The 15,516-nt window shown below is 70.8% G+C and carries 13 protein-coding genes and 2 pseudogenes; 12 read left to right on the top strand and 3 right to left on the bottom strand.

Features of this window, described 5'->3' with window-relative positions; translation table 11 throughout:
- From Prum_RS08175 to Prum_RS08135, 9 genes and pseudogenes are all read left to right on the top strand, one after another.
- The gene (locus Prum_RS08175) at positions 1-615 is read left to right on the top strand and encodes a TetR/AcrR family transcriptional regulator (protein ID WP_173075323.1); all 615 of its coding nucleotides are present in this window, start codon (positions 1-3) and stop codon (positions 613-615) included.
- Between the two features lie 69 nt (positions 616-684).
- On the top strand, positions 685-1,209 hold the full coding sequence (ruvC, locus tag Prum_RS08170) for a crossover junction endodeoxyribonuclease RuvC (RefSeq protein ID WP_173075321.1): 525 nt from the start codon (positions 685-687) through the stop codon (positions 1,207-1,209).
- Positions 1,206-1,808, top strand: a complete 603-nt coding sequence (gene ruvA / locus Prum_RS08165; RefSeq protein ID WP_173075319.1) for a Holliday junction branch migration protein RuvA — start codon at positions 1,206-1,208, stop codon at positions 1,806-1,808. Before ruvC ends, ruvA begins: the two co-directional genes overlap by 4 nt.
- Complete coding sequence (ruvB, locus tag Prum_RS08160; RefSeq protein WP_173075317.1) at positions 1,805-2,863, top strand: Holliday junction branch migration DNA helicase RuvB; 1,059 nt, start codon at positions 1,805-1,807, stop codon at positions 2,861-2,863. Before ruvA ends, ruvB begins: the two co-directional genes overlap by 4 nt.
- Before the next feature lie 165 nt (positions 2,864-3,028).
- Complete coding sequence (gene yajC, locus Prum_RS08155; RefSeq protein WP_218577702.1) at positions 3,029-3,334, top strand: preprotein translocase subunit YajC; 306 nt, start codon at positions 3,029-3,031, stop codon at positions 3,332-3,334.
- A 113-nt stretch (positions 3,335-3,447) separates the two neighbouring features.
- Positions 3,448-5,343: a protein translocase subunit SecD gene (gene secD, locus Prum_RS08150; RefSeq protein WP_173075315.1), complete on the top strand. Its 1,896-nt coding sequence runs from the start codon at positions 3,448-3,450 to the stop codon at positions 5,341-5,343.
- A gap of 4 nt (positions 5,344-5,347) precedes the next feature.
- Entirely contained in the window at positions 5,348-6,526 is a 1,179-nt protein-coding gene (gene secF / locus Prum_RS08145; RefSeq protein WP_173075313.1) for a protein translocase subunit SecF, read from the top strand.
- A 3-nt stretch (positions 6,527-6,529) separates the two neighbouring features.
- Positions 6,530-7,056, top strand: a pseudogene (locus Prum_RS08140) (adenine phosphoribosyltransferase).
- A gap of 295 nt (positions 7,057-7,351) precedes the next feature.
- Positions 7,352-9,629, top strand: a pseudogene (locus Prum_RS08135) (RelA/SpoT family protein); the annotation flags it as partial.
- Between the two features lie 421 nt (positions 9,630-10,050).
- Here Prum_RS08135 and Prum_RS08130 read toward each other — a convergent pair.
- Both Prum_RS08130 and Prum_RS08125 read right to left on the bottom strand, forming a co-directional pair.
- Positions 10,051-10,875 carry a peptidylprolyl isomerase gene (locus Prum_RS08130; protein ID WP_173075311.1) on the bottom strand — a complete coding sequence of 275 codons (825 nt, stop codon included), beginning with the start codon at positions 10,873-10,875 and terminating at the stop codon, positions 10,051-10,053.
- 41 nt (positions 10,876-10,916) lie between these two features.
- A complete protein-coding gene (locus Prum_RS08125) occupies positions 10,917-11,822 on the bottom strand; it encodes a peptidylprolyl isomerase (protein ID WP_173075310.1) in 906 nt (301 codons plus the stop codon).
- Positions 11,823-11,935: 113 nt separating this feature from the next.
- Here Prum_RS08125 and Prum_RS08120 point away from each other — a divergent pair, with 113 nt between their 5' ends.
- Together Prum_RS08120 and hisS are read left to right on the top strand one after the other, a co-directional pair.
- On the top strand, positions 11,936-12,616 hold the full coding sequence (locus Prum_RS08120) for an MBL fold metallo-hydrolase (protein WP_173075308.1): 681 nt from the start codon (positions 11,936-11,938) through the stop codon (positions 12,614-12,616).
- Positions 12,613-13,944, top strand: coding sequence for a histidine--tRNA ligase (hisS, locus tag Prum_RS08115; protein ID WP_173075306.1), 1,332 nt, complete (start codon positions 12,613-12,615; stop codon positions 13,942-13,944). Before Prum_RS08120 ends, hisS begins: the two co-directional genes overlap by 4 nt.
- 206 nt (positions 13,945-14,150) lie before the next feature.
- Here hisS and Prum_RS51155 read toward each other — a convergent pair whose 3' ends face one another.
- Positions 14,151-14,345 carry a winged helix DNA-binding protein gene (locus Prum_RS51155; RefSeq protein WP_246277735.1) on the bottom strand — a complete coding sequence of 65 codons (195 nt, stop codon included), beginning with the start codon at positions 14,343-14,345 and terminating at the stop codon, positions 14,151-14,153.
- Positions 14,346-14,420: 75 nt separating this feature from the next.
- Here Prum_RS51155 and Prum_RS08105 point away from each other — a divergent pair, with 75 nt between their 5' ends.
- A complete protein-coding gene (locus Prum_RS08105) occupies positions 14,421-15,479 on the top strand; it encodes a substrate-binding domain-containing protein (protein ID WP_246277734.1) in 1,059 nt (352 codons plus the stop codon).
- The last annotated feature ends 37 nt before the right edge of the window (positions 15,480-15,516 follow it).

The raw sequence follows: 15,516 nt of genomic DNA, 5'->3' as shown, positions 1-15,516 counted from the left end.
ATGAGTTCCGCCGTAGACAGTGCCTCTGTCGAGAGTGCTCCGCGGTCGCCCGGTCGACCGCGGAGCACCCGCGCCGATGAGGCGATCATCGAGGCGGTGCTCGACCTCCTCTCCACCGGCAGCACCGTCGAGTCGCTGTCGATCGAAGCCATCGCGGCCAAGGCCGGCGTCGGCAAGGCGACGATCTACCGCCGCTGGTCCGGCAAGGGCGCCCTGCTGGCCGACGCGCTCCGGACGCTGAAGGGCCAGCCGCCCGTCCCGTCCGGGGCGTCGGTCCGCGACGACCTGGTCCTGCTGGTCAGCGGCATCGGCCGCAACACCGACCCGCGCGCCACGAAGATCATGCCGTGCCTGATCCCCGAGGTGCACCGCAGCCCGCAGCAGTACGCCCTCTACCAGGAGCTGGTTCAGCCCCGGCGAGAGATCATGCGGGAGGTGCTCCGGCGCGGCGTACGCACCGGCGAGCTCCGGGACGACATCGACATCGAGCTGACCATGGCGCTGCTCACCGGGCCGGTGCTCATGCAGAAGCTGCTCAAGTGGCACCCCGACCTGGACGAGGGCAAGCTCCCCGAACGCGTGGTCGACGCCATCCTGGCGGGCATTGCGGCCTGAGCGTGTCGGCATGCCGGCCGCCAGCCCCGACCCAGTAGGGTGTCGAACATACGTATGGGAGGGGGCGGCGTGCGGGTGCTGGGCGTCGACCCGGGGCTGACCCGGTGCGGGGTCGGCGTCGTCGAGGGCGTCCCGGGCCGGCCGTGCACCCTGGTCGCGTACTACGTGATCCACACCGACCCCGCCGACGACCTGTCGCTGCGCCTGCTCCACCTGGACCGCACCCTCACCGACCTGGTCGCCGAGCACCAGCCGCGCAGCGTCGCCGTCGAGCGGGTCTTCAGCCAGCACAACGTGCGGACCGTCATGGGCACCGCGCAGGCCAGCGCCGTCGCGGTCCTGGCCGGGGCGCGCGCCGGACTGCCCGTCAGCACGTACACGCCGAGCGAGGTCAAGGCGGCCATCACCGGCTCGGGCCAGGCCGACAAGGCGCAGGTCACGTCGATGGTGACCCGGCTGCTGCGGCTGGACGCCCCGCCCCGCCCGGCGGACGCGGCCGACGCCCTCGCGCTGGCGATCTGTCACATCTGGCGCGGTGGCACCCAGTCCAAGCTGGCCGCCGCGGTGGCGAAGACCAGGGGAGGAGCACGATGATCGCGAGCGTACGAGGGCTGGTCGCGTCGGTGTCGCCGGACGGCGCGGTGATCGAGGTCGGCGGTGTCGGGCTCTCCGTGCACTGCGCGCCCGGCACGCTCGCCGGGCTGCGGCTGGGCGAGCAGGCGCGGCTCGCCACCAGCCTGATCGTGCGGGAGGACTCGCTCACCCTCTACGGTTTCGCCGACGACGACGAGAAGCAGCTCTTCGAGCTGCTGCAGACCGCGAGCGGCGTCGGGCCGCGGCTCGCGCAGGCGGTCCTGGCCGTGCACTCGCCCGACACGGTACGGCGGGCGATCGCCACCGCGGACACGGCGACGCTCACCCGCGTGCCCGGGATCGGCAAGAAGGGCGCCGAGCGCCTGGTCTTGGAACTGCGCGACCGGATCGGCCCGGTGGCCGTCGGCACCGACACCAGCGCCGGCGTGCTCGTGGGCGCCTGGCACGAGCAGGTGCGGCAGGGCCTGGTCGGGCTGGGCTGGTCGGCGGCGCAGGCCGACCAGGCGGTCGCCGCGGTCGCGGAGACCGTCGACGGCACGGTGCCGCCCGTGCCCGTATTGCTCAAGCAGGCCATCCGCCTGCTAGGAAAGACCCGATGAGCAGTGAAGAGCGCCTGATCTCCGCGTACGCGACCGAGGCCGAACTCGACGCGGAGGCCAGCGTCCGCCCGCGACGGCTGGCCGACTTCATCGCCCAGCACCGCGTACGCGACCAGCTCGACCTGCTCCTGCGCGGTGCGATGGGCCGCGGCTCCCCACCCGACCACATCCTCCTCTCGGGGCCGCCTGGCCTAGGTAAAACGACGCTCGCCAATATTGTGGCGGCGGAGCTGGGGTCGGGGATCCGGGTGACCAGCGGGCCGGCGATCGAGCGCTCCGGCGACCTGGCCGCGATCGTCACCAGCCTGGCCGAGGGCGACGTGCTCTTCATCGACGAGATCCACCGGATCGCCAAGCCGGCCGAGGAGCTGCTCTACAGCGCGATGGAGGACTTCCGGGTCGACGTCATCGTGGGCAAGGGGCCGGGCGCGACCGCGATTCCACTCGACGTCGAGCCGTTCACGCTGGTGGGCGCCACCACCCGGTCCGGGCTGCTGACCGGCCCGATGCGCGACCGGTTCGGGTTCGTCGCCCACCTGGACTTTTACTCGGCGGCCGACCTGCGGGCGCTGCTGCACCGCTCGGCGCGCATCCTGGGCGTACCGATCACCGACGAGGGCGCGACGGAGATCGCCGGGCGCTCGCGCGGAACGCCGCGCATCGCCAACCGCCTGCTGCGCCGGGTGCGCGACTTCGCCGAGGTCCGCGCGGACGGTGTGGTCAATCTGGAGACGGCCCGCGCGGCCCTTCAGGTGTACGACGTGGACGATCTCGGCCTCGACCGGCTCGACCGGGCGGTGCTGACGGCGCTGGTCGACTCGTTCCGCGGCGGGCCGGTCGGGCTGTCCACGCTCGCGGTCGCGGTGGGGGAGCAGCCGGACACCGTGGAAGAGGTGTGCGAGCCGTTCCTGGTGCGCGCCGGGCTGCTGGCCCGCACGCCGCGGGGACGCGTCGCCACCGAGGCGGCATGGCGTCATCTCGGAAGAAATCCCCCAAATGGTACGTTCAATAGCGGTACTGCGGGGGCGTCGGACCTGTTCAGCCAGGAGCCATAGGCAGCCCTGTATAGGCGTTCTCAGTCACAGCGACTAGACTCGCCGCGGTCCGCACAGGACGTGAGGTTACGCCTGCGCTCCGGTGCCTCCGTACCGCAACGCAGGTCAAATGGAAGGTCACTTACCGTGTTTCTTGCAGCGAGCTCCGGCGGCGCCGGCAGCTTCATGCCGATTCTTATGATCGTCCTGCTCTTCGGCGTCATGTACTTCATGATGATCCGGCCCCAGCAGAAGCGGCGCCGCGAGGCCGAGCAGATGCAGAACACGATTGGTCCGGGCGCCGAGGTTGTCACCATCGGCGGGCTCTACGGCACCGTCGTGAGCGTCGAGAACGAGACGGTCACCCTTGAGGTCGCCCCCGGCGTGCACACCCGCTACGCCCGCCCGGCGATCGCCCGCGTGGTCACCAAGGCGGAGCCGGTCGCCGTACCCGTGGAGAAGGCCGCAGACGAGGCGGACGTCAAGGACTAGCTTCACCCCGGCGGCGCCCACTTCGCCGGTACCCCTGCCCGCTGCCGGCACCCGCCGGCGCACGACCCCGCCGCACGTACCCTGCGGCCGACCGCACAGGAGACCCGACAGCCGTGGCACCACCTCAGGGACAGATGCGCCCCGGGCGGCAGCTCGCCGTGCTCGGCCTCATCTTCGTCATCCTCTACCTGATCGTCTTCCTGGGCGGCGACGGAAGCCTCAAGAATCGGCTGGAGCCCAAGCTCGGCCTGGACCTCATCGGCGGCAGCCGGGTGACGTACACGGCGACGACCACGGGGGGCCAGGCGCCCCAGGCCGACCAGCTCGAAGAGGCGCGGCAGATCATCGAGAGCCGGGCCAACGCGTACGGCGTGTCCGAGGCCGAGGTGGTCACCGAAGGCGACAGGAACATCGTCGTCTCGCTGGCCGGCAAGAGCGACGACGCGCTGGCCAACCTGGGGCAGGCCGCGGAGCTGCGGTTCCGTAAGGTCCTGAAGGTCACGGCGGACAGCTCGGGGGCGGTCGCGGCGACCCCGACGCCCAGCGCGTCCGGCAGTGCCACGCCGACGCCGTCGGCGACGGCGAGCGGCAGCGCCGCGGTGAGCCCCAGCGCGTCGGCGAGCCCCGGCGGCCAGGGCGGTGGCGTGGCGGCGACGCCCACCCCGACGCCCAGCGGCTCCGCGTCGGCGAGCCCGAGCCCGTCGGCCAGCGCGACCCCGGTCGCGCCGGGCACCACCCTGACCCGGGAGCAGATCCGCGCCGAGGTGCAGAAGAAGGTCGGCGCCGCGGCCTGGGCCGCGGCCAGCGCGCTGCAGGCCCCGCCGGACCTGAGCACCGACCCGACGGCGCTCACGACGCTTGAGGCGTTCGGCAAGCTGTCCCCCGCCGAGGTCGACTCCCTCGATCCGGCCATGCAGTTCAACGTGCCGACGATCGGCTGCGCGCAGCTCAACCTGCGCCAGCCCGGCTCGATCCGGGACATCTCCAAGCAGGCGGTGGCCTGCGAGGGCCCGGAGAAGATGCTGCTCGACGTGGCCAAGGTGGAGGGCACCGACGTCAGCGACGCGAGCGGCGTGCTCGACCAGCAGGGCGGCGGCTGGGTCGTCTCGCTCGACTTCACCGGCAGCGGGCAGGAGAAGTGGACCGCGCTGACCCGCGAGGCGTTCAACAACGAGGGCGGGGCGTGTGACGCGTCGGCCCTCGGCGACCAGGGCAAGTGCCGGGTCGCGGTGGTGCTGGACAACGAGATCATCTCGTCTCCGGAGATCCAGGGCGTGCTGACCGGCGACTCCCAGATCACCGGCAACTTCACCTCCAAGACGGCCAACGAGCTGGCCAGCAAGCTGCGCTACGGCGCGCTGCCGCTGACGTTCACCCAGTCCGCGGTCGAGAACGTCTCCGCGACGCTGGGCACCGAGTACCTGCAGGCGGGTCTGCTGGCCGCCGGCATCGGCATGCTGCTGGTCATCGTCTACGCGTTCTTCTACTACCGCCTGCTCGGCACGGTGATCTTCCTCAGCCTGATCCTGTCCGGCCTGCTGGTGTTCGGCGCGCTGATCGTGCTGGGCCGGCAGATCGGCTACACCCTCAACCTGGCCGGCATCTCCGGGTTCATCGTCTCGCTGGGTGTGGCCGCCGACTCGTTCGTCATCTACTTCGAGCGGCTCAAGGACGAGATACGCGAGGGCCGCAGTGCGCGCAGCGCCGTGCCACGGGCGTGGGTACGGGCCCGCCGCACGATCATCTCGGCCAACGCGATCACGATCATGGCGGCCGTGGTGCTCTACATCGTGTCGGTCGGCACGGTGAAGGGCTTCGCGTTCGCCCTCGGCCTCGCCACCATCCTCGACCTGGTCGTGGTGTTCCTGTTCCGGCATCCGATCATGACGATGTTCGCCCGTACCCGCGCGTTCCTGTCGCCGCGGGTCAGTGGGCTCGGCCGGGTCCTGGAGAAGGACACCGACACCGAGCCGGCCAAGCCCCGCACCCCGCGCGTGAAGGAGGCGTGACCACATGAGCGGTCTCGCTACCCGGCTCTACAAGGGCCAGGCCGACCTCAACATCATCGGCCGCCGCAAGATCTGGTTCACGGTGGCCGCCGTCGCGGTGGTCATCGCGCTGAGCAGCTTCCTCTGGCGCGGCTTCACACTGGGCATCGACTTCGCCGGTGGCAACGAGTTCCAGGTGCCGGCCTCGGTCGGCACGCTGCAGCACGCCGAAGACACCGTCGCGAAGGCGCTGGACGAGGCGCCCAACCCGGACGGCGAGGAGTTGGGGGTGGCGTCCGCGCAGCAGGTCGGCGGCGGCGACGGCACCTACCTGATCCGCACCTCGGAGTTGACGCCCGAGCAGGCCGCGGCGGTCAAGGCCGACCTGGTCGAGGCGTTCGGGATCCCGGCCGACGAGATCAGCAACAGCGCGGTCAGCGGGTCCTGGGGCCGCCAGGTCACCGACCGGGCGCTGCTCGGCCTGATCATCTTCATCGCGGTCGTGATGCTCTACCTGGTCGTCCGCTTCGAGTGGCGGATGGCGGTCGCCGCCGTGTCGTCGCTCTTCCTGGATCTGATCATCACCGCGGGCGTGTACTCGCTGGTGGGCTTCGAGATCACCCCGTCGACGGTCATCGGCTTCCTCACGATTCTCGGTTTCGCCCTGTACGACGTCGTGGTCGTGTTCGACAAGGTGCAGGAGAACACCCGCGGCATCACGGCGAGCAGCACCCAGACGTACACGGAAGCGGCCAACCTGGCGGTCAATCAGACGCTGATGCGTTCGATCAACACCGGCCTGGTCGCCCTGTTGCCGGTCGGCGGACTGCTCTTCATCGGCGCCTTCCTGCTCGGCGCCGGTACGCTGCGCGACCTGGGCCTGGTGCTCTTCGTCGGCATGGGCATCGCCGTGTACTCGTCGATCTTCTTCGCGACGCCGGTGCTGGCGACGCTGAAGGGGTACGAGCCGAAGTACCAGGCGCACTCCCAGCGGGTGCTGGCCCGGCGCGCCGCCATCGCCCGCGGGGACGTCACCCCGAAGGCGCCGCGGTCGCCGAAGCAGCCGGCCGAGCGCTCCGAGGCGGAGGTGGCCGCGCTGGCCGGCGCCGCCCCGAAGGTGGGCGCACGGCCGACCGCCAAGCGTCCGGCCGCCAACCGGAGCGGTCGTCCGGGCAACCGGCCCAGCCGCGGCAAGCGGCACTAGGGCGTGGCTGACCTGGCCGAGCTCGTCGCGAGCCGGATCGTCGACGTCCCGGACTTCCCGAAGGCGGGGATCCTGTTCAAGGACCTCACCCCGCTGTTCGCGGACGGCCCGGCGTTCCGGCAGGTGATCGACGGGATCGTCGAGCACCACGGGGCGGACTCGTTCGACGTCGTGGCCGGCATCGAGGCACGCGGGTTCGTTATCGCCGCCGCGATCGCGTACGCCACCGGTATCGGGGTGGTGCCGGTGCGCAAGGCCGGCAAGCTGCCCCGGGAGACGTACGCCGCCTCCTACGCCCTGGAGTACGGCGAGGCCGCCCTCGAACTGCACCGGGACGCGTTCACGCCCGGCCAGCGGGTGCTGGTGGTCGACGACGTGCTGGCCACCGGGGTACCGCGGCCACCACCCTCGATCTCGTGGAGCGGGCCGGGGGAAGGATCGCCGGGTTCACGGTGTTGCTGGAGCTGTCGTTCCTGCCGGGGAGGCAGAGGCTCGCGCCGCGCGACGTACACGCGGTGTTGACGGTCTAAAGATGGCCCGAAAGGGCCGTCGAGCAGGCCGGACGGGTACGATTGCGGTCCGCGACCAGCCAGGAACGGCGAGGCCCGGGTAGCGGAGGGTGGTGCCGGCCGGATACGGTCGGTTCATTCCCGGCGAAGTGTGAGGAGGCCGGTGTCTCAGGACGTGGCCCGTCCGGCGGAGGGCAGCGTGCACCCGACTGGCGAGGCGCAGCCCGACCAGGAGAAGGTCGTTGCCGCCGCCTCTGAAACTGGTACGGACGCCGCGGTCGTACCGTACCTGGAGCCTGGTGAGGAGTCGGCCGAGCCGGCGACGGGCTTCGGGCTGGCCGGCGCGCCCACCGGGCGCCGGGTGCGGGCCAGGCTGGCCCGCTTCAACGCGCCCTGGCAGACCCCGCAGGTCAGCGAGGTCCTGGAGCCGCTGATCGCCACCCACCGCGCCTGCCACCCCAAGGCGGACGCGCGGCTGCTGCAGCGCGCCTTCGACGTGGCCGCGCGCTGGCACTCCGGGCAGTACCGCAAGTCCGGCGACCCGTACATCACGCACCCGCTCGCGGTGGCGACGATCCTGGCCAACCTGGGCATGGACACCACCACGCTGGTGGCCGCGCTGCTGCACGACACGATCGAGGACACCGACTACGGCCTCGACGAGATGCGTACCGACTTCGGTGGTGAGGTCGCGCTGCTGGTCGACGGCGTGACCAAGCTCGACCGGGTCAAGCTGGGCGACGCCGCCAAGGCGGAGACCATCCGCAAGATGGTCGTCGCGATGGCCAAGGACCCGCGGGTGCTGGTCATCAAGCTGGCCGACCGGCTGCACAACATGCGCACCCTGACCTTCCTGCCCCGGCCCAAGCAGGAGCAGAAGGCCAAGGAGACCCTGGAGATCCTGGCCCCGCTGGCCCACCGCCTGGGTATGAACACGATCAAGTGGGAGCTGGAAGACCTCGCGTTCGGCACGCTGTTCCCCAAGCGGTTCGAGGAGATCAACCGGCTGATCGGCGAGCACCAGCCGCAGCGCGACACGCTGCTGCGCCAGGTGACGCAGAAGGTCCAGATGGACCTCAAGGCCGCGAAGATCAAGGCCGAGGTGACCGGGCGGCCCAAGCACCTGTACTCGATCTACCAGAAGATGATCGTGCGGGGCCGGGACTTCAACGACATCTACGACCTGATCGGCGTGCGGATCCTGGTCGACACGGTCCGGGACTGCTACGCGGCACTCGGTGTGATCCACGCGAACTGGCAGCCCGTGCCGGGCCGGTTCAAGGACTACATCGCGATGCCGAAGTTCAACATGTACCAGTCGCTGCACACCACCGTGATCGGCCCGACCGGCAAGCCGGTGGAGATGCAGATCCGCACGGTGAGCATGCACCGGACGGCCGAGTTCGGCATCGCGGCGCACTGGAAGTACAAGGAGCAAAAGGGCGCCACGATCGTCGGGCCGCCGGCCCACATCGACGAGATGACGTGGCTGCGGCAGCTGCTGGACTGGCAGCGTGAGGCCAGCGACCCCAGCGAGTTCCTGGACGCGCTGCGCTTCGACCTGTCCAGCCAAGAGGTGTACGTCTTCACCCCCAAGGGCGACGTCATCCCGCTGCCGACGGGCTCCACCCCGGTCGACTTCGCGTACGCCGTACACACCGAGGTCGGGCACAAGTGCATCGGCGCCCGGGTCAACGGCAAGCTCGTGCCGCTGGAGTCGACGCTGTCCAACGGCGACGTGATCGAGATCTTCACGTCGAAGTCCGAGACGGCCGGCCCGTCGCAGGACTGGCTCGGCTTCGTCAAGAGCCCCGGGCGCGCACCAAGATCCGGCAGTACTTCAACAAGGAGCGCCGCGAGGAGGCGATCGAGGCCGGCAAGGAGTCGATCGTCAAGGCGATGCGCCGGCAGGGCCTCCCGCTGACCCGGATGCTCACCACCGAAGCGCTCATGGCGATCGCCCGCGACCTGCACCTGGCCGACGTCGCCTCGCTGTACGCGGCGGTCGGCGAGTCGCAGGTGTCCGCCCAGTCGGTGGTCCAGCGTCTGGTCGCCGGGTACGGCGGCGAAGAGGGCGCGGTCGAGGACATCGCCGAGACCGCGGTCGCCACCCGGCCCCGCGGGCGCGTCAGGCGGCCCACGACCCGGGCGTGGTCGTCCGGGGCGTCAGCGACGTCTGGATCAAGCTGGCCCGCTGCTGTACGCCGGTGCCGGGTGACGCGGTGTTCGGGTTCGTGACCCGTTCCGGCGGGATCAGCGTGCACCGCGACGACTGCGCCAACGCCGAAGACCTCCAGGCACAGCCCGACCGCATCGTCGAGGTGACCTGGAAGCCGACGTCGGCGTCGACGTTCCTGGTGGCGATCCAGGTGGAGGCGCTGGACCGGCACAAGCTGCTGGCAGACGTGACCCGGGTGCTGTCCGACGAGCGGGTCAACATCCTCTCGGCGACGGTCACCACGACGCGCGACCGGGTGGCGGTGAGCCGCTTCTCGTTCGAGATGGCCGACCCGAAGCACCTTGGTCACCTGCTGGCCGCCGTACGCAAGGTAGACGGCGTCTTCGACGCCTACCGCGTAACCTCCGGCGCCTAGCCCCCTCTCGTGCCGCCCGCTAGTGCCGCCCGCTAATGCCGTCGATCAAGGGCGAATGGCCGTGGTTTGATCTCCGATCCACGACCGTTTGCCCTTGATCGACGCGGAATCCCTTGATCGACGCGGCGCCGGGTGGGCCCGGCGCCGGATAGGCCGGCGGGTGGTGGGGCGGGCCGGCGGGGTGTCGCCTGCCGGGCCGGCTTGGCGTGGGCGCGGGGCGCGTGGGCGCGGGCAGTTGCGAGTTGCGGCTGGCGTGCTCGCTACTCCCCAGTAGGGGACCCCCACTGGGCCCAACCCCGCCCCGCCAAACCGGCTGATCATGAAGTTGTCCCCGCGACACGCCGTATCGCGGGGGACAAGTTCATGATCACCGAGCTGAGTCGAGCCGAGCCGAGCTGAGCTGGCCTGAGGCCAGGCCGTCCTAGCTGACGGTTAGGGTGTTGATGTTGATGTCGTTCTTGGGGTGGCCGCCGCCGGGTTGGGGGTCGAAGGCGCCGTCGTGGCCCTTCTCGGTGGCCTTCTTGATGACGTCGAGGCCGGCCTGGTCGACCTTGCCGATGATGGTGTAGTCGGGCTGGAGCTCGACGTCCTGGTAGATGAAGAAGAACTGGCTGCCGTTGGAGTCGGGACCGCTGTTGGCGAGCGCGACGACCCCGGCCGGGTACGCGGGCCGCTCGTTCGCCGGCAGGTACTCGTTGGCGTACCGGTAGGTCGGGCCGCCGGTGCCGTCGCTTTCCCGGTAGCCCTTGCCCTTGGCGCTCGGGTCGCCGCACTGCAGCATGCCCGGGAACATCCGGTGGCACTTGGTGCCGTCGAAGAACTTCTTGCTCGCCAGGAAGCTGAAGCTCTCCGCGGCGCACGGCGACTTGGCCAGGTCGAGGTTGACGTTGACGACGCCGAAGTTGGTCGTCACGGCCATCGTCTTGGTGCCGGTGTTGGGCGGGGCGGTGGTCGGCGGCACGCCCACGTCCTTGGTGGTGGCCGTCCGCTGGTCTTTGGGCACCTCGTTCCAGATGCACAGGGGCGCGGTCGCGTTGGACGCCTCGGCGGCCGGGGTGTCCGAGTCGTCGTCACCGGCCGCGGCGACGATCCACACCACGCCGACCGCGACGATGAGCAGCGCCACCCCTGCGCCGATGCTCGCCTGCCACTGGCGACGCTTCTTGGCCGCGGCGGAGCGCTGGGCCATCTCCTTTTCGAGGCGGGCCCGCGCCGCGGCGCGCTGCCGCTCCTTTGTGGACGTCACTCTCTTTCCTCCTGGGGTGTGGTGCTCCTACCTAAAGCTTCTCAGGACTGGCTGGGCGTCGCAGCCGGAGTGGACGACGCGGTCGCGGACGGTGTCGCGTCGGGCGTGGCCGCGGTCGGGGAGGCGGCTGGCGCCTCGCCGACGGTCAGGCTCTGGATGGTCACGTCCTGCTCGGGCTTCACCTTCTGGCCGGCGTCGTTTTCCACCGTCTTGATCTTGCCGATCTTTTCGACCACGTCGATGCCCGTGTTCACATGCCCGACGATCGGGTACGCCGGTGCGTCGGTCGGCGTGTAGTCCTTGAAGAAGATCAGGAACTGGCTGCCGTTGCTGCCCGGCGGGTTGCCGATCAACGCCACGGTGCCCTTCGGGTACACGGCCGGCTGGGCCGGGTCCGGGGTGGCCGAGGGCGACGGGGTCGGGACGGACGGGACGTTCTCGTTGTAGAAGGCGTACGTCGGCCCGCCCTGGCCCGTACCGCTGGGGTCGCCGCAGCGGAGCGCGCCCTCGGCGGTGATCTCGTGGCACTTGGTGTTGTCGAAGAAGCCGTTGCCCGCCAGGTACGCGAAGCTGGCGCCGGCGCACGGCGCGCTGGCCAGGTCGAGGTCCACCGTGATCGGGGCGCCCTGGTTGGTGGTGATCGTCATCGTCCGCGTGCCGGTGGTGGTCAGGTCCTTCGTGGGCGGCGTGCCGACGTCCTTGAGGTTGGTGTTGGTGGTGGTGTCCTGCTTGGTCCAGGAGCACGTGTCGGCGGCCTCGGAGGTCGGCTCGGAGTCGAAGCCGCCGAGCAGCCAAACCGTGCCGAACACGATCAGCAGGAGGGCGACGGCGGAGCCGATGCCGGCCTGGATGCGCCGTTTGCGCCGGGTGGCGGCCGCGCGTCGGGCCATCTGCCGGTCGTACCGTTCCCGGGCCAGCTTGCGCTGCCGAGTCTTGCTGGTGGCCACCCGACCTACCCCTCCCTATGTTGTGCACGCCACACGCCCGCCAGAGTGTACGGGTAGTGCCTGGGAAGGTGGTGTGCGAGGTCGACAAGTGTCAACACCGATAGGCTGGGGACGTGTTGGTGAAGGGCTTCCCCGCGAATGCGTTCGGCACGAACTGTTACGTGGTCGCAACAGGACCAGGGGAGCAGTGTGTGGTGGTCGATCCCGGTATCGGGGTGATCGACCGGCTCGACGCGCTCATCGCCGAGCACCGGCTGCATCCGGTCGCGGTGCTGTTGACGCACGGTCACCTCGACCACACGTTCTCCGTGACGCCGGTGTGCGGCGCGCGCGGCGTGACCGCGTACATCCACCCGGACGACCGGGAGCTGCTCGCCGACCCGACCAAGGCGATCAACTCGATCGACCCGAAGGTGCTGCTGGGCGGGCTGGAGTGGAGCGAGCCGGACGACGTGGCCCCGCTGATCGACGGCGCCACGATCGGCCTCGCCGGGCTGGAGATCACCGTCGACCACGCGCCGGGCCACACCCGCGGCTCGGTGCTGCTTCGCGTGCCCGGCGACGAGGCGCCGCTCTGCCTGTCCGGTGACGTGCTCTTCGCCGGCTCGATCGGCCGCGTCGACCTGCCCGGCGGCAGCATGGCGGAAATGGTGGTGAGCCTGCGCGACAAGGTGCTTACCCTCGATGACGAGACGGTGGTGCTGCCCGGCCACGGGCCCGCCACCACCATCGGTCGCGAGCGCGCCACCAACCCGTACCTTCTCCAAGTCGCCGAGGCGGGAACCCGTTCATGAGCAAGCCCACGCCGATCTCCGGTTTTCCCGAGTGGCTGCCGCCGCAGCGGATGATCGAGCAGTACGTCGTGGACCGCATCCGGTCCACCTTCGAGCTCTACGGCTTCGCGCCGCTGGAGACGCGCGCCGTCGAGCCGCTCGACCAGTTGCTGCGCAAGGGCGAGACCTCCAAAGAGGTGTACGTCCTGCGCCGGCTCCAGGCGGCCGCGGACGAGCCGGACGACGCGCTGGGCCTGCACTTCGACCTGACCGTGCCGTTCGCCCGGTTTGTCCTTGAAAACGCCGGCAAGCTGACGTTCCCGTTCCGGCGCTACCAGATCCAGAAGGTGTGGCGCGGTGAGCGGCCGCAGGAGGGCCGCTACCGGGAGTTCCTGCAGGCCGACATCGACATCGTCGACCGGGACACGCTGCCGCCCCACTACGAGGCCGAGATCCCGCTGATCATCGGCGACGCCCTCGGCTCCCTGCCGATTCCTCCCATCAGGATCCAGGTCAACAACCGGAAGATCTTCGAGGGGTACTACCGGGGCCTGGGCCTGGCCGACCCGGAGGCGGCGCTGCGGGCCGTCGACAAGCTCGACAAGATCGGTCCGGACAAGGTGGCCGCGCTGCTGGCGGAGACCGCGGGCGCGAGCGACGCGCAGGCCAAGGCATGCCTGCGCCTCGCGGAGATCTCCGCGCCGGACGCCTCGTTCGCCGACGCCGTGCGCGCGCTGGGCGTCGAGGACCCACTGCTCGACGAGGGCCTGGCTGAGCTGGTACGCGTGATGGAGGCGGCCGCCGCGCACACGCCCGGCCTGTGTGTCGCCGACCTGAAGATCGCCCGCGGGCTCGACTACTACACCGGCACCGTCTACGAGACCCAACTGCGGGGGTACGAGCGCTTCGGCTCGATCTGCTCCGGCGGCCGGTACGACAACCTCGCCTCCTCCGGCGCCGACCGCTTCCCGGGCGTGGGGATCTCCATCGGGGTGTCCCGGCTGCTCGGGCTGCTCTTCGGCGCGGGTGCCCTCACCACGAGCCGGTCGGTGCCGACGTCCGTGCTGGTCGCGCTGCCGAGCGAGGAGCTGCGCGCCGACTGCGACCGCGCCGCCACGGCCCTGCGCCGGCGCGGCATCGCCACCGAGGTGTCGCCGACCGCGGCCAAGTACGGCAAGCAGATCCGGTTCGCGGAGCGGCGTGGCATCCCGTACGTCTGGTTCCCCGGCGTGGACGGCGCGGCCGACACGGTCAAGGACATCCGCTCGGGCGAGCAGGTCGAGGCGGCGCCGGACGCGTGGACGCCCCCGGCGCAGGACCTACACCCGCAGGTGAGCGGCGCCGGATAGCGCGTCCACCAGACGGGTCAGCAGCGCCGCGAGGAGTGCGTCGTCCGACGTACCCAAATCTGACCATGCGGCCCGGACGGCGCTGTCGATGCGGTCGTGCGTGGCGCGGCCGCGGGCCGTGAGGTACGCGCGGATCCGGCGCCGGTCGATCGGGTCGATCCGCCGGTAGACCAGGTTGTCGTCGACGAGGTGGTCGACCAGCTTGGTCAGGGTCGCCGGGGCAGGAAGGCGCGGTCGGCGAGCTCGGTCATGGTGTGGCCGGCGCCGTCGGACAGGGTGCTCAGCACCCGCCACGCGTCCGGTGAGTGGCCCAGCTCGTCGAGGACGGTCCTGACCCGGCGGGCCATCAGCCGCTCGGCGCGGGTCAGCAACAGCGACAGGTCCCCCGGCGGCGGTGCCATCGGCCCATGCTACAGATCGGCCGCAGGTAGCGGCAGAGCCTGGAGTTAGCCCGGGGTCCCCGGAATCATGACGCCATGTCGACTGTCGACCGTGCGGTGGTGAACATCGCGCTGGTCTACCCGATGCAGGGACCGGCCGGGATGTTCGGCCCGACCTGCGAGCTGTGCGCGCGGCTGGCCGTTGAGGAGATCAACGCGGCCGGTGGCGTGCTCGGCCGGGAGCTGCGGCTGGTGCCGGTTGACGGCGGAGCGCGTCCGGAGCGGGTGGCCGCGGAGGTCGAGGCGCTGGTCACGATGGGTGCGGTCGACGGGGTCACCGGCTGGCACATCTCGTCGGTGCGGCAGGCGGTGGCGCCGCGCGTCGCCCACCTGGTCCCGTACGTCTACACCGCGCTGTACGAGGGTGGCGAGCGCACCGAGGGCGTCTTCATGACCAGCGAGACGCCGGCCGATCAGCTCCTGCCCGCGATGCGGCTGCTGGCCCGCGAGCGGCGGATCCGCCGGTGGTACGTGGTGGGCAACGACTACGTGTGGCCGCGGCACACCGCCCGGAAGGCGCAGCGGTACGCGGTCGAGTGCGGTGGCCGGGTGTGCGGCGAGGCGTACCTGGCGCTGGGCACGCACGACTACCGCGCGGTGCTGCGCCGGATCGAGCAGTCCGGGGCGGACGCCGTGGTGATGCTGCTGGTGGGCAGCGACGCGGTCCGGTTCAACCGGGCCTTCGCGCGGGCCGGGCTGGACGCGCGCTGCCTGCGGTTGAGCACGCTGATGGACGAGAACATGCTGCTCGCCAGCGGGGCCAGGGCCACCGGTGGGCTCTACAGCACGGCCGGGTTCTTCGCCGGCCTGGTCACCCAGGAAAACCTCGACTTCCACGGCCGGTACGCCCACCGCTTCGGCGTCGAGGCGCCGCCGCTGGGCAGCCTGGGGGAGTCCTGCTACGAGGGGTACGCCTGCTCGCGGCGCTCATCGGCCAGGCGCGGTCGCTGGACGTTCGCGCGATCGGGGCGAGCGCCGAGTCGGTGTCGTACGAGGGGCCGCGCGGCCGGCTGTGGCTGCGCGACCGGCACCTGCGGCAGCGGATCTATCTGGCGCAGGCGGACGCGCTGGATTTCAACGTCGTCGCTGAATTGACCTCTTGACAGCCGGAAGCCCGCGCCGAGATACTTCC

This window comes from Phytohabitans rumicis (assembly GCF_011764445.1).
Taxonomy (GTDB): Bacteria; Actinomycetota; Actinomycetes; order Mycobacteriales; family Micromonosporaceae; genus Phytohabitans; species Phytohabitans rumicis.
Note: the sequence above shows the minus strand (reverse complement) of the source record. Positions and strands in the feature narration are given on the sequence as shown.

Coding starts and splice junctions, on each gene's coding strand:
- Prum_RS08175 (WP_173075323.1), top strand. CDS start 1: ATGAGTTCCGCCGTAGACAGTGCCTCTGTCGAGAGTGCTCCGCGGTCG.
- ruvA (WP_173075319.1), top strand. CDS start 1,206: ATGATCGCGAGCGTACGAGGGCTGGTCGCGTCGGTGTCGCCGGACGGC.
- ruvB (WP_173075317.1), top strand. CDS start 1,805: ATGAGCAGTGAAGAGCGCCTGATCTCCGCGTACGCGACCGAGGCCGAA.
- yajC (WP_218577702.1), top strand. CDS start 3,029: ATGCCGATTCTTATGATCGTCCTGCTCTTCGGCGTCATGTACTTCATG.
- secF (WP_173075313.1), top strand. CDS start 5,348: ATGAGCGGTCTCGCTACCCGGCTCTACAAGGGCCAGGCCGACCTCAAC.
- hisS (WP_173075306.1), top strand. CDS start 12,613: ATGAGCAAGCCCACGCCGATCTCCGGTTTTCCCGAGTGGCTGCCGCCG.
- Prum_RS51155 (WP_246277735.1), bottom strand. CDS start 14,345: ATGGCACCGCCGCCGGGGGACCTGTCGCTGTTGCTGACCCGCGCCGAG.
- Prum_RS08105 (WP_246277734.1), top strand. CDS start 14,421: ATGTCGACTGTCGACCGTGCGGTGGTGAACATCGCGCTGGTCTACCCG.